The 14,082-nt window shown below is 35.9% G+C and carries 11 protein-coding genes; 4 read left to right on the forward strand and 7 right to left on the reverse strand.

Translation table 11 applies throughout. The features are described from left to right. Window positions 1-400: 400 nt before the first annotated feature. Both AEA09_RS11055 and AEA09_RS11060 read left to right on the forward strand, forming a co-directional pair. Window positions 401-2,170, forward strand: a complete 1,770-nt coding sequence (locus tag AEA09_RS11055; protein WP_156312149.1) for a multicopper oxidase family protein — start codon at window positions 401-403, stop codon at window positions 2,168-2,170. A 240-nt stretch (window positions 2,171-2,410) separates the two neighbouring features. Continuing rightward, window positions 2,411-4,060, forward strand: a complete 1,650-nt coding sequence (locus AEA09_RS11060; RefSeq protein ID WP_053583891.1) for a putative bifunctional diguanylate cyclase/phosphodiesterase — start codon at window positions 2,411-2,413, stop codon at window positions 4,058-4,060. Between the two features lie 482 nt (window positions 4,061-4,542). Here the strand turns inward: AEA09_RS11060 and AEA09_RS11065 are convergent, their stop codons facing one another. Next, window positions 4,543-5,130 carry an NAD(P)H-dependent oxidoreductase gene (locus tag AEA09_RS11065; RefSeq protein WP_053583892.1) on the reverse strand — a complete coding sequence of 196 codons (588 nt, stop codon included), beginning with the start codon at window positions 5,128-5,130 and terminating at the stop codon, window positions 4,543-4,545. Window positions 5,131-5,249: 119 nt separating this feature from the next. Between AEA09_RS11065 and AEA09_RS11070 the strand changes: the two genes are divergently transcribed. Then, window positions 5,250-5,681: a MarR family winged helix-turn-helix transcriptional regulator gene (locus AEA09_RS11070; RefSeq protein ID WP_053583893.1), complete on the forward strand. Its 432-nt coding sequence runs from the start codon at window positions 5,250-5,252 to the stop codon at window positions 5,679-5,681. Window positions 5,682-6,092: 411 nt separating this feature from the next. On the opposite strand, the gene AEA09_RS11075 is transcribed toward AEA09_RS11070, so the two are convergent. Further along, window positions 6,093-7,418 carry an amino acid permease gene (locus AEA09_RS11075; RefSeq protein ID WP_053583894.1) on the reverse strand — a complete coding sequence of 442 codons (1,326 nt, stop codon included), beginning with the start codon at window positions 7,416-7,418 and terminating at the stop codon, window positions 6,093-6,095. Window positions 7,419-8,134: 716 nt separating this feature from the next. Here AEA09_RS11075 and AEA09_RS11080 point away from each other — a divergent pair. After that, the gene (locus tag AEA09_RS11080; RefSeq protein WP_053583895.1) at window positions 8,135-8,869 is read left to right on the forward strand and encodes a glucose 1-dehydrogenase; all 735 of its coding nucleotides are present in this window, start codon (window positions 8,135-8,137) and stop codon (window positions 8,867-8,869) included. Window positions 8,870-8,954: 85 nt separating this feature from the next. Here the strand turns inward: AEA09_RS11080 and splB are convergent, their stop codons facing one another. From splB to deoD, 5 genes are all read right to left on the reverse strand, one after another. Then, window positions 8,955-9,983 carry a spore photoproduct lyase gene (gene splB / locus AEA09_RS11085; protein ID WP_053583896.1) on the reverse strand — a complete coding sequence of 343 codons (1,029 nt, stop codon included), beginning with the start codon at window positions 9,981-9,983 and terminating at the stop codon, window positions 8,955-8,957. 12 nt (window positions 9,984-9,995) lie between these two features. Beyond that, complete coding sequence (locus AEA09_RS11090) at window positions 9,996-10,220, reverse strand: transcriptional regulator SplA domain-containing protein (RefSeq protein ID WP_053583897.1); 225 nt, start codon at window positions 10,218-10,220, stop codon at window positions 9,996-9,998. A gap of 296 nt (window positions 10,221-10,516) precedes the next feature. Then, window positions 10,517-11,257: a GntR family transcriptional regulator gene (locus AEA09_RS11095; protein WP_053583898.1), complete on the reverse strand. Its 741-nt coding sequence runs from the start codon at window positions 11,255-11,257 to the stop codon at window positions 10,517-10,519. A 164-nt stretch (window positions 11,258-11,421) separates the two neighbouring features. Continuing rightward, entirely contained in the window at window positions 11,422-12,756 is a 1,335-nt protein-coding gene (locus tag AEA09_RS11100) for an MFS transporter (RefSeq protein ID WP_053583899.1), read from the reverse strand. A gap of 128 nt (window positions 12,757-12,884) precedes the next feature. Continuing rightward, window positions 12,885-13,604 (reverse strand): purine-nucleoside phosphorylase, encoded by a 720-nt coding sequence (gene deoD / locus AEA09_RS11105; protein WP_053583900.1) that lies wholly within the window; start codon window positions 13,602-13,604, stop codon window positions 12,885-12,887. Between the last annotated feature and the right edge of the window lie 478 nt (window positions 13,605-14,082).

Here is a 14,082-nt window from a genome sequence, read left to right on the forward strand (position 1 = left end):
TGTCAATAAATGATAATACTTCAATTTTGCTTTTCACTTTTGTCAACCTGCTTTCTTTCCTCATACCACAACATTATACACCAAATTTAAGTTGTCGTGTTTCCTAATTTCATATATTGTACGTTGATAGACCAACGTTTTCAAATGATTTAGGCGACAATTTATCATTTTTTTTATTTTATTGAAAATGATAGCCTTTACATTGAGATATTCATTCAAATGTATGCACTTCAATATCATCCTTGCTTCATTTTCTTTCAATCGCGCGCAGCGATGTACGCTTCAATTTCAATTGTTGATTTGCATAAAAATTTAAAAATAAGCCCAGTTACAAAATTGTTTTCGCATATGATTAAGTATACAGAGAAATCGTAAATGACTAAAAAAGGAAGTGAGCTTTTTGCATAATGATGTAAATCCATCTGACCCAAATACGATTCCTAAATTTGTCGATAAACTACAGAAGCCGAAAATTGCTAGGCCTAGGTATAACAGTAGCTTTCCAAATGCTGATTATCATGAGCTACAAATGAAAGAGGCTAAACATCGTTTCCATAAAGATTTCCCACAGTCAAACATTTGGGGATATGATGGTCTCTGTCCTGGACCTACCATAGAGGCAACAAAAGATAAAACAACCTGTGTAAAATATAATAACCGATTGCCCATAAAACACTTTCTACCAGTAGATTATACCCTTCACAGTGTCAGTGATTCACAAGAGGTCAGAACCGTCGTTCACTTACATGGCGCAAACGTTGATTGGGAAAGCGATGGTAATCCAGAATCGTGGTACAGCAAAGATTTTATCCATACAGGGCCTAAATTCAAAAGAGAAGTACATGAATATACAAATCATCAACCTGGAACAACAATGTGGTATCATGACCACACAATGGGCTTAACCAGATTGAATGTTTATGCAGGGCTAGCAGGCTTCTACCTTCTTCGAGACACGTCAGAAGATCGGCTACAACTTCCGTGCGGAAACTATGAGATCCCTTTAATGATTCAGGACAGATCCTTTAATGAGGACGGCTCTATTTTTTACCCAGATGCACCACCATTCCCTGTCCCCGTACATCCCTCTATCACACCTGGGTTTGTTGGCAATACGATTACCGTAAATGGGAAAGTATGGCCTTATTTTAGTGTGGAGCCTAGAAAATACCGATTCCGTTTACTCAATGCGTCTAATAGAAGAGGCTATGTTCTAAGCCTTTCAAACGAGCAACCACTAATTCAAATTGGGACAGATGGAGGTTTTTTAACGGCGCCTCTCGCAATCAATTCAGTTGAACTACTACCAGCAGAAAGAACAGATATCATTATTGATTTTTCAAACCTCGAATGCCAAGAAATCACTTTAGTAAATACGGATACAGAGTTTCCCGGTGAACATACAAGTGTCGTACTGCAATTTAAGGTTGACCTTCCTTTAAAGGATGAGGATACAAGCAAAATACCCGAGCGACTCGCAGAATCGATGGATTTACACGCGCATCATGCCCATATCAAACGAGACTTGCCTTTAAGTGTATCTTCAGATTCTTTCGGAAGACCTATGCTACTTTTAAATGATCGGATGTTCCATGAACCCATAACTGAAAAACCTTCCCTTGATAGCATCGAAATTTGGAATATTATTAACGCCACGCCTTTCCCACACCCAATACATGTACATCTAGTCCAATTCCAAATCCTTGAACGCCGACCCTTTAATGTTGAGCTGTATCAAAAAGAAGGGAAGCTTGAATTTACGGGGGATCCCCAACCACCAAGAGACTATGAACGCGGTTGGAAAGATACCGTAAAAACAGATGCCGGTATGGTCACGAAAATTATTATGCATTGGAAGGACCATGTTGGCTATTACATGTGGCATTGTCATTTCCTTGAACACGAAGACCATGATATGATGCGGCCAATACTTGTCATCAAAGATGTTCATCCAGTACAGCAACCCCATGCAGACGAGGGGCATACATCCGACTCTTCAAAGGGCACTACTACTCTACCTATCAATCCTCAAGATACGACAATTCCTACCAATAATCATAAGAAACCGGTCGTACCGCATGACAGTCACGCTACGACTAAACAGTCTAAATATCTGCAATACCAATCCGCGAATCAAAATAAACCTCCGTCTAAAAAGCGAAAAAAGTGAAGGTAATTAAGAAACGCAGCAAGACAAAGGACCCTCTATTGGTGAGGGTCCTTTGTCACTGTATCGCAATTTCATAAATAGACACATTTGAGCCTCTGAGATTTTGAAGATCCAAAACACAAATATTGTAAAAATTACAAAATATTCTTTTTATTATATATTAATGGTATTTATGGTGTATAATCATTTTATTTACTATGAAATAATTATTTTGTTGATTATTAGTTGGAGGGACTTGTTTTGCACAGTGAACTAAAAGAATTGTATTCTATCCAAGCAGCATTAAACGAAACTACAATTCTAGCCATTACAGATACTGCAGGAAGGATTGTTTTTACTAATGACAAGTTTTGCAACATTTCCCAATATACTTCAGAAGAGTTAATAGGGCATACACATAAAATTATAAATTCAAATTATCACGATTCATCTTTTTTCAGAGATATGTGGAATACCATTTCAAAAGGAAAAAAATGGACGGGCGAAATTCGAAATCGCGCAAAAGATGGGTCTATTTATTGGGTGGACACAGCTATTATTCCATTTTTAGATCACGATGGATCACCTTATCAGTATGTATCCATCCGGCACGATATAACGGATAGAAAAAAACTAGAACAACAATTACATAAGCAGTTAATAGAAGACAAAATAACCGGTCTTCCAAATGCATTTTATTTAGAAAATGAAGTAGAGAAAAAAATTCTAGCGAATGAAGAGTTTCGACTATTATTAATCAATATGGATGATTTTAAAAGCTTTAATGAAAGTCTAGGAAGCCATCATGCTAATCAAATACTCACTCTTATAGGTGAAAGACTATCCTCTCTCATACAGTGTGAAAAATCTATTTTAGCTAGAACTTATAATGATGAATTCGCTTTGCTTTGTAGTGTTTCAGATACGAACTTCCAATTGATCATCAAAGAAGTATTTCACATTTTTGAAAATCCAATTTCTTATTTATATACTGATTACTATATTACATTTTGTATTGGAGCTGTTCACTATCCAACTCATGGAAACAGTTATGAGGATCTTATGCAAAACGCAGATAGTGCTGTACAAACCGCTAAGGGGAACGGAAAAAATACGTATACCCTTTTTGATGAAAGTATGAATAATAATAAGAATAGAGTATTGCTACTGAAAAATTTGTTACACGAAGCAATTCAACAGAAAAAATTTGTCATGCATTATCAGCCACAATATAATTTTCAAGGAGAAATCATAAGCTTTGAATCTCTTGTAAGATGGAATAACCCTTTACTAGGAGACATTTCACCTGCAGAATTTATTCCAGTGGCTGAGCGTACTGGTTTTATCATTCCTCTAGGCTACTTGTTATTCGAACTCGTTGTACAAGACCTTCCAAATCTACAAAAAGCAATTGGAAAGGATATAAAAGTTGCTTTCAATTTATCACTCAAGCAATTTTTTGATACAAAGCTAATTTCTAAACTCATGCACCTTTGTGAGTTATACCAAGTAGATCCACACTATATTAAAATCGAAATTACCGAAGGGGTTTCTTCATCAAAAATCCCATATGTCATTTCCATCATTAAGCAATTTCGTGATCTTGGGATGGAAGTAGAGTTAGATGACTATGGATCAGGATTTTCAAGTCTTAAGCATTTAAAAGACTTCCCAATCAATTGCATTAAAATTGACCAAAGCTTCGTTAAAGATTTACTTACAAATGCCTCTAGCAAAGCCATCATCAATAGTACAATCCATTTAGCACATGAACTTGGTTTTACAATTATAGCTGAGGGGATCGAGACCGAAGAGCAATTACATTATTTACGAGATAAAGGCTGTGACGCATTCCAAGGTTACCTTCTTGGTAAACCTCAGCCAGTTAGTTATTATTATCAGAGTAATTAATGTAATCGATTTAAGACAGATGAATTAGATAAGATCGATTTGATAAATTTTACTGTGTTAAAGATTAAATTTCCGAACTACTATAGGTTAACTACCCGCCCTAGTCTTTTTTCTATCCACTCTTAAAAATAAAAATCATAGAAAACTCTTTTGGAGAAACTTTAAAATTGATGGCAGACATGCAAGATTCTATCGATGCCGTCTACAGTGAAATCCCAAAAGCAGCCTGCACAAAGATGATATCTCGGAGACGATCCAAACGAAGGCATCCATATCTCAAGAAACTGCTCTTGCTTATGAGGAAGTAAGAGCCTACAGATAACCAGCTCTGCGCTATTTTATCAGTAACGACTGAAACAGAAATATTAACAGGATTGTATGAAAATTAAGCTGTGCTGTTAATCGCTATAAAGTCTAACGTCGATGAATCAACTTATAAGTGATAGTAGGTTTTACTTTACTACCACTTGTAATATAGTTTTTCAATAGGCCACTTTTTTAAAATAGCGATAGATTTTTTCTAATTTTTTCACTTGCCTCCCCTTTTCACTCTCCATATTGCCAAATTCAAAAAACTTCACTTTTTTTATACCAACAAAATTGAACAAAGCTTTTCTCATCAATATTTTATGGGCATTATTCAGCCAAAGAAGCGGATATTTTGTAGGTCCCTTCATCGTAGATACACAGACAACAGATTTTCCTGTCAAAAGCCCATCTGGAAACAGCCCCTTCTTATCCTTGTAAGCAAAATTTGCCGCAAATAATTGATCAATGTATCCCATTAGCATTGCGGGTGGCCTTCCCCACCAAATGGGATAAACAAAGACAATCTTATCTGCCCAAGTAATTTGATCTCTATATTTCTCAAGATTTTGGTCACGGTACATATCGCGTCTACGTTTCTCTTCATTAAATACTAATAGTGGATTAAATTCCTCTTCATATAAATCTAAAACTTGTAATTCCTTTATGTATGGATTTTCGTTACACCCCTTGATGACTTCCTGTAAAAATGCATAATTTAAACTTTTATGATTTGGATACGTGTAAATAATTAACGTCTTCATGACATCCCCCATTACTTATCATTTGATAAGCAAATCATAACTCTCGGCGCCATTAGTTGTCAATTGATAATTGTTTTATGATAAGTTTTTTGTTATCTTGTCAATAAGAGGTGATAATTTTGGACAAGAAAGCCCTATTTCACAAATTTGTATCGTTTACAACCTCCGTTCACGAGGTAACACATGCATTAACACAAGATGTGAAAGCAGATTCCGTTACATCCGTACAATATAAAATTCTTGAAAATGTAAAAGTAAGTCAACCCGTTACCCCTACAGAAATTAGTGATTGTATGCATATGTCTATGCCCAATACGAGCAGGGAATTAAAGAAATTATACGAACAAAATTTAATTGAAAAGATTAGTGACAAAGAAGACCGAAGAAAACAGCATATTCGACTTTCGAAAGATGGGGAGATTATGATGGATGAAGCTTTTGCAGCCATTGAAGTTCGTTTCCAAAAGCTCATAGAAAATATTTCTGAGGAAGATTTAAAAGAGATTAACCACGCGCTAGATGTTCTGCAAAATAAGGTATTCACTCGATGAGTATAGGCTCAAAAAACGATATCGTTAATAATACGCCTTTCCGCTTTTGCATGAATTTTCAAACTAATATTCAAAACAAATAAAAAGAGGTCGTTTTTTTAAAAAACAGACCAATTGTCAATATAACAAAATATTATTAACTAAAAATCAGGATGATGATGGGTATTTATATTTTTCTCTAGAGGTCGGCAAGAACACGGCGAAACAATTCCGCTGTAATTCGATGGCTTGCTGAAATACTTCTGTGAATGCTGAATTATCTTCCTGAGTGCTGATATATCTCTGCAAACACTGGATTATCTTTCTGAGTGCTGATATACCTCTGCGAACGCTGAATTTTCTTTCTGAGTGCTGATATATCTCTGCGAACGCTGAATTTTCTTTCTGAGTGCTAATAAATTAGATTAGCTATCATGCGGACTTATTGCTGCCCCATCTTTTCACCTTTACCAAAGTTGCGATTCCAATAATAACAATGAAAAATAAACTTACATAAAACCCAAGTCTACTTGCATGTTCACCTAATGTCCCTGATACAGTAATTACGATCAATAACATCCCGAAGATCGTCTTCGCTCGTTCCCATTTCGACACTTTCATCAGCTTGATATACGTCACTAATATAAAAAGCCAATTATAAAGAAGCATCAACCCTGCTGCAGTTATCAAATATTCAAAAATCTTTTCTGGCAATAGGAAGCCCATAAAGATGGTGATGAGTAACCCACCAGATATAAAAACAATGGCTGGTAAAGGCACTTTCATTTTCCCTTTTTTCGCTAGGATAGCAGGCGCATCACGATCTTCCGCAAGCGAGGTTATTATCGTCAGCACGGCATACAAAGAGCCAACCATCGTTGAAAAACCAGCAATAATAAGAATGCCATTAAAGATGTCCGTCACGTACGGGAACTGAAATTTTTCAAGTGCTGTAATAAATGGGCTTTCTTCTATTTTAATGTTTTTCCAAGAAACGAGCACCAAAGCAAGCCCAATGGACAATACGTAGATGATGGTTAGCACAAGAATCATAATCTTCCCTGCTTTAGGGGCTTGCTTTGGCTCTTTTAAATCGATGACTAAAAGACCCATTACTTCAACTCCACCGTAAGCATAAAATGCATATAGTAGTGCAAGCCAAATCCCTCTATAGCCCTCTGAAAAGAAGTTTGTATAGGTATCTAGCAATGAATTGATACCACTCGGTTGACCATTCATCTCTCTACTAATTATCACAACAGCAACAATGATGAACATGACAATGGCCGCGATTTTCATCACACCAAAAATATTTTGAAATTTTTCAAATCCCTTGATGCCTGTAAGAATGACGAGTAAGCCTAGTCCTGCAAAAATGGCTGTTCCTATCCAAAGTGGAAGAGCAGGAAACCAAAACTGTGTAAATATCCCTAACGCCATGAGTTGACTACCCATAATCAGCATTTCTGAAATTAAATACACCCATCCATTGCTAAACCCTGCCCACCTTCCAAATGCTTTCTTTGCATAGGAACGGAAAGAACCTTTATCAGGATTGTCAACAGACATCTTCCCAAGCGCATCGTAGACGATGTATGTGCCAACTGCCGCTAATATAAAGGGAATTAACACAGCAGGTCCACTTTTCTTAATGGCCATACTTGAACCAAGGAAAAAGCCTGTTCCTATTGTACACCCGACCCCAAGAAGGGAAAGCTGCCACCAAAGCATACGACCTTTGTTCGTTTTTGATTCCATTTACATTACTCCTATACTTTACGACTTTCTCCTTTGCGGTATTGACATACAGCGCATGCCACTACCAGCTTTCTCTAGCTCAGTCACTTCCACTCCTATGATTTTTTTTTGCAACTTTAGATATTTTTTTAAGATTTGTTTTTTTACTAATCAATAATGTCTCAGAATCCAGGTTGAGAAAGCTGATAGCAGGAATCGTACTATATTTCTCGTGCCAATAGACCTCAAAGTATGGTTGTTTAGAAATTGCTCCGTCATTTCAAGTTAAGCTGTGTTCTCTGTCAAAACATAATAACCTCAATATCTCCGTGTTCTGACCAACAGTTTGGTTAAAAGCGTACATGGTGCTTTCTTATCTTTGTTAGCCTTACCATCAGGAATAGGATTATACAGAAAAACATGAACTCTCCTGGGATATTTCATCCTTTTTCCCTTATACAAAACAGCATTACTTTTGATTTTCAGCACCAAATGACAAGATCGGGTTGCTTGGTTCTTAATCAAGGAAACTGGTATTACAGCATTTTTAAATTTTCGAAAGATGATCCAATCCATGATTTATTAATAAAGATCATCGTAGAAATGCATATTTAAACGATTGCTTTAGGCCGCATGAAGTTTGCTGTCCATTGACTGGTAAAAATATGTAACTTATAATAAATATAGCATTTTAATAATTTTGAATTATAATTTTTTATAACAAGGAGAGATTTCACATGGGTCGTTTAACAGGAAAAGTAGCTATTATTACAGGTGGCGCACGCGGAATGGGTGAATCACACGCACGTAAATTTATCGCAGAGGGGGCTAAAGTAGTACTTACAGATTTAAATGTAGAAGCAGGAACAGCCTTAGCTCAAGAACTTGGCGAAAACGCAAAATTCATCAAACAAGATGTTTCCAGCGAAGCTGACTGGGCAAACGTTGTCACTGAAACTGAAAATGCTTTCGGTCCAGTACATATTTTAGTAAACAACGCAGGTATTAGTATCGCCTCTTCTATCGCACAAATGACATTAGAGCAATACCGTAAAATCGTCGACATTAACCAAGTATCAGTATTCCTTGGTATGAAAGCTGTTTTACCTTCTATGCAAAAAACAGAAAATGGATCAATTGTTAATATTTCATCAATTAACGGATTAGTAGGCGGTGCAATTGGTTACACAGATACCAAATTTGCTGTACGTGGTATGACGAAAGCTGCTGCACTTGAATTTGCTCATTACGGAATCCGCGTAAACTCAATACATCCAGGTGTTATCGAAACACCAATGGTTACTGAAGGTGATGCAGTTGAACAAATTAAAGAATTCGCAAAACATATTCCATTAAAACGCATGGCACAATCTGAAGAAGTATCCAACTTAGTATTGTTCCTTGCATCAGATGAATCAAGCTACTCAACCGGTTCGGAATTCGTTATTGACGGCGGGCTCACAGCACAATAATGTACTACAATAAATACCCTCCTCATCTACAAATGGGAAGGGTATTTTCATTAGGCCGTATCGTAAATTCATAGTACAAGTGCTTTTACGTAAAATATTCTAATTTAGCGTCGGGGAAAAATTTCTCCATATAATCGTAAAGATGCTCCTTTATATCCTCTTCCTCTTCTTTCTGATAGATGTATTTGCCAATCCCATATTTGCCCCATTTATACCTTCTTGCGGATTCATCCAGTTCCAATTTAGTCATTGGATAGTTTTTTTCAATGACTTTTTTAGCAGGCTTCGTAAACCGATGTTGAATAAATTCAAACGTAATATCATCTCGTGCATCACGCGGCAATTCCGCATCAAGGCGTTCAAACATGTGATAATACCCTTCCTCCCATCCTTCATGGAGGTAAATTGGTGCTACGATAAATCCAAGTGGATACCCGGCTCTTGCCACTTTTCCTGCAGCTTCTATCCGTTTGGCTAAAGGAGAGGTGCCCGGCTCAAAGTGTTTAATGACATAATCGGCATTTACACTGAAACGAAATCTTGTCTTACCGTTATGCTTGGCATCCAGCAAATGATCGACATGATGAAATTTCGTCACAAATCGCAATCGACCAAGTTCTGTCTGCCCAAAATGCTCAATTGCCCTTTTCAATGTATGCGTTAAGTGATCGATTCCTACAATGTCAGACGTACAAGACGCTTCAAATCGCGTAATTTCAGGAGCACGCTCAGCCATATACTGGTCAGCAGCTTCCAGAATTTCATCGACATTCACATACGTACGGATATAAGGCTTACTCCCCATCGTTGTTTGCAAATAACAATAATGACAATGCCCCATACAGCCTGTCGCAAAGGGAATCGCATATTCAGCTGAGGGTTTTGATGTATCAAACTTAAGCGTTTTTCGAATGCCAACGACCAGTGTAGATTTTGCAATACGGTACTTTTGAAAATCATTATCTCCAGGAAGATTGCGCACCTGATTGTGAGAAGTCGTATAGCGAATTTCCACGCCCATCTGCTCAAATTTTTCTTTTAGTTCTTTGCCAAGCGGATAATCTAAAGCATTCGGCTCAAAATAAACAAGTTGCGGTATAAAGGGCTTTCTCATGACCCGCCTCCATTAATGAAAGTACTTTTGATATGCATGTTCTGCATCTGCTTCACTAGCATATATAGCTAGCTCATTTGTTAACGGATAGTACGTCTCATACAAAAAAAGCGCTAATTCACCTGGATTTTCTGGATTCTTTACAACCGCCGCTTCCTGTATATTAGCTACATTCTGGATATGCGGATTTCGATAAAAAATATAGACAATATCTCCTGCATGATAGTCGTTTTGCATGTCATCACCTTCCCTAAATCTTTTCATATAGCTTGGCAAAATACGTGGGAATTATGTCATGACTTTTGGATTACTGTAGTGATAGTATTTCTACTGACTTAGTATTGACACAGCCTTTACCTCTGAAATATTTTACCTAATGTTCTATATAAAAAACAAAAAACCACTCAATTGAATTGAATCCAATTGAGTGGTCATACATGTTTTCTACGTCAAACTTGCGCATATACAAGCTTTTAGTCCAAAGGCTATTCTCTATAAAACACTACAAAATCCCGCTTTTATAGGTACAAACCTTATTTTACTGCATTTATTTTCAAGAGACTAAATTCTTTAGGAATATAGTATTTATTATAAACTAATGGATAATTATCATGGACGAATACACTCTCCAATAATAAATCACAGTCTTCTCCACCAACAACTTTATATTCTTGTAGTGAAGAATTTACAGAGGTCGAACGTTTTATTTCAGTCGTGGATCTATTTGCAAGCTCGTAAATACCGCTTTCCAGCATTTCTAATAATTGATCATTTTCTTGTAAATTTAAATTTAGTTCAGACACAGCTTCTATTGACATAAACGTGAAGCCATACGCTACTACCTCTCCATCACTTTTATAAAAACGCTCCAACGCAACTACTGCCGCTGATTTCCTACACAATACTTGCTGTGTATAGTCGCTATCCAAATCAATTCTAAACTTCATTTCGACATCGTCTATTTGTTTTGTATGGGTTTTATAAATGGGATTCCCTATTTTCTCAAGTCCAATTTTTGGCGCATTGGTTGGAATTTTTGTAATGAAATTCCCTTTGCCATGTACCCTTCTCACCAGTCCATCATCTTCTAGAAGAGAAAGGGCCTGCCTTAATGTCATTCTGCTTACCCCGAACATTTTTGCTAATTCGGGTTCCGTAGGCAATTGGCTATCTGACTGAAACGTACCTTCCATTATCAATCTAAATAATTCATCATAAACAGTAATATATAAAGGTTTTTTTCTTTCTTGCATGTTAGCGATTTTAGATTCCATCTTTTCACACACCTATATTATTTTCATATGATTGACCATCTGATTTTCCTTTACTATGTATTATATCATGTATTTTACGCTTACTAAATATTGGTATTACTTAACTATATATTAAAAAATGTGCCACAGTTTTTGGCTGTGACACATTCACTTAAAAATCTTACTTAATTTTCTGTTTTCAAAAGTTTACCTAATAAAACCCAGTACAATCCAAGTGCTACAACTACAATAACTGAAAGTACAATTAAAATTGTTGAAATGCTGATTTTATCAAGCATGGCTGCTGTGTAAGCGATACCGATAGAAGCAGATACATTTATCGTTAAGTTGTAGAAACCAATTGCTGTTCCTGATTTTTCTTTAGGAATCGAGCTGAGACAAGTATCAAGTAAAGGTGCATACATAAATGCAAATGAACCAGAGAATATAACCATAGAGAGTACGTAAATAACAACAGAGCTGTCAGTAAATAATCCTGGAATGAGTAGCGCAATTGCGATACCACCTAGTGCAATTAGTGTAGCTTGCTTACTGCTTAATACTTGACCAATCTTACCAGAAAGTGCACCAATAATAACAGAAGCCACATATCCTGGGATTAGTAACAGTGAAATCATATCTAGTTTCAAATCATATATTTCCTCTAAAATGAATGGGAAGGCAAAAATATAACCTAATTGTACAGAGTAAATAATAAATACTATTGGTAGCGTACGAATGAAATGTTTATTTTTGAAGAAACTCGCATCAATTAATGCTTTTGAGCTCTTACTGATGTAAGTTAAGAATAGACCCAATGCAACCGCAAAACCGATTAGATATAGCCAGTTAAAGTTTGAGATATATAACATAATTGTTGTAGCAATTGCTGCGATTAAGAATAATCCAATTACGTCAACATGACCCTTCGTAGACTTTTCTTTCGGTAAAAGCTTTAAGATGAATGGCAGGATAGCGATTGATAATAAAGCAATTAAGAATAAAGTTGTCCAGTGTAAGTAAGTAGAAATAAATCCACCTGTTAAAGAACCAATTAACATTGACAAGGCATAACTACTTGTACTTAATCCTAAGAACTTCTTTTGTTCCTCTTTAGGTAAGTGTTTCGTAACGTAAATAACATACAATGTTTCAGCAGATGCTAAACCAGCTGTTTGAATAATACGTCCAAAAAGAATCATTGCAAAATTGTCTCTAAAAATATAGCCAATTAACGATCCAACAACGATAAAAATAATACCTGCGCTTAAAAGTGTACGGATATTAATTGTGTCTGCTAATGAAGCGTATACTACTGCTCCTATACCAATTACTAAACCAGCTAATGTTGCTTGCCAACTAACTGTTGTTGCTGAAATACCAAGGTCTTTTGCAATATCTACGGATACTAATTTAAACGAGTTATCAATAATTAATGCAAAAAGGAAGAAAAATAAGATTACAGGAACTGCTTTTTTCGCATTAAAGTTTTGCGTTTCATTTTTATTAACCGCTTCCATTTTAAGTTTCTCCTCCCGAAATATTTATCGTTTTTCAAATTCATTTTTGATATTAAAATAGTCTGTGGGGGTGTGGGAAATTAGACAATTTCCTTTCCCCACAGTCTTTATTGGTTGATACAGCTCATTTATTCAGCAAGTTCTAAAGCGATTTCCATCATTTTAGTAAATGCAGTTTGTCTTTCTAATTGAGTTGTTTGCTCATGTTTGAAGATGTGGTCACTGATTGTTAAGATACAAAGTGCATTTACACCTGCGCGTGCAGCATTCATGTATAAACCAGCTGATTCCATTTCCGCACATAAAATACCCATTTCACTCCATCTTTGCATTGCTGTTTCATCAGCGTTGTAGAAGATATCACTTGAAAGAACGTTACCTACACGAACTGGATATCCTTTTTCATCTGCAACTTTCTTCGCTTTTTCTAACAATTCATAAGATGCAGTAATTGAATAGTGTCCAGGTAGGTTATATTGGTGTGCGTAGTTTGTATCTGTTGCTGAACCCATTGCAAACACGATGTCATATAAGTTCAAATCGTCTTGAATTGAACCCGCAGATCCAATACGAATTAAGTTTTTAACGCCAAAGATATTGATTAATTCCCATGAATAGATACCCATACTCGCAGTACCCATACCTGTACCCATTACAGAGATTTTCTTACCATTGTAAGTCCCAGTATAGCCAAGCATGCCACGCACTTCATTGAACTGTACAACATCTTCTAAAAAGTTTTCAGCAATAAATTTAGCTCGTAGTGGATCTCCTGGTAGTAGAATTGTTTCTGCAATTTCTACTCCATTAGGCTTAATGTGTGGTGTTTCTTTGTGTGTTGTAGTCATCGAATAAGTCTCCTTCTTTTAAAAAAATTTATAAAGCAGATACTAAATTAGGGTGTACTATTTCCTTGGAAGTATGAATGCGTTTTCTTTTCAAGGAAAAAAATAATTACACAACTATTTAATAAATATTTAACTTGTATAATTAGTTGTCTAATTGGTATGTATATAAAGTATCACATGTTCCCTTACTTTTTCAAACCTATTTTCGAGATTCTCTTACAAAAATGAAAACCCTTTCACATTTTCGTCAAAATATCATTTTAAAAAGCCTGCTTCTACTATTATAGAAATCAAAAAGCATTCACTAAGATTTTCTATAGTGAATGCTTTTTATTTTGTTAATATCCTCTATCAGACCCTATTGATTTAGCGTATGTTGTGAATCATTATCCACTTATAAAAATAAGCTCACCCGCGCATAGATACGCGATACGTATTGAGATTTTCTCAGACCCAAAGTCGTGAAAATCTTATATAT

The organism is Lysinibacillus contaminans, from assembly GCF_001278945.1.
Lineage (GTDB): Bacteria > Bacillota > Bacilli > Bacillales_A > Planococcaceae > Lysinibacillus > Lysinibacillus contaminans.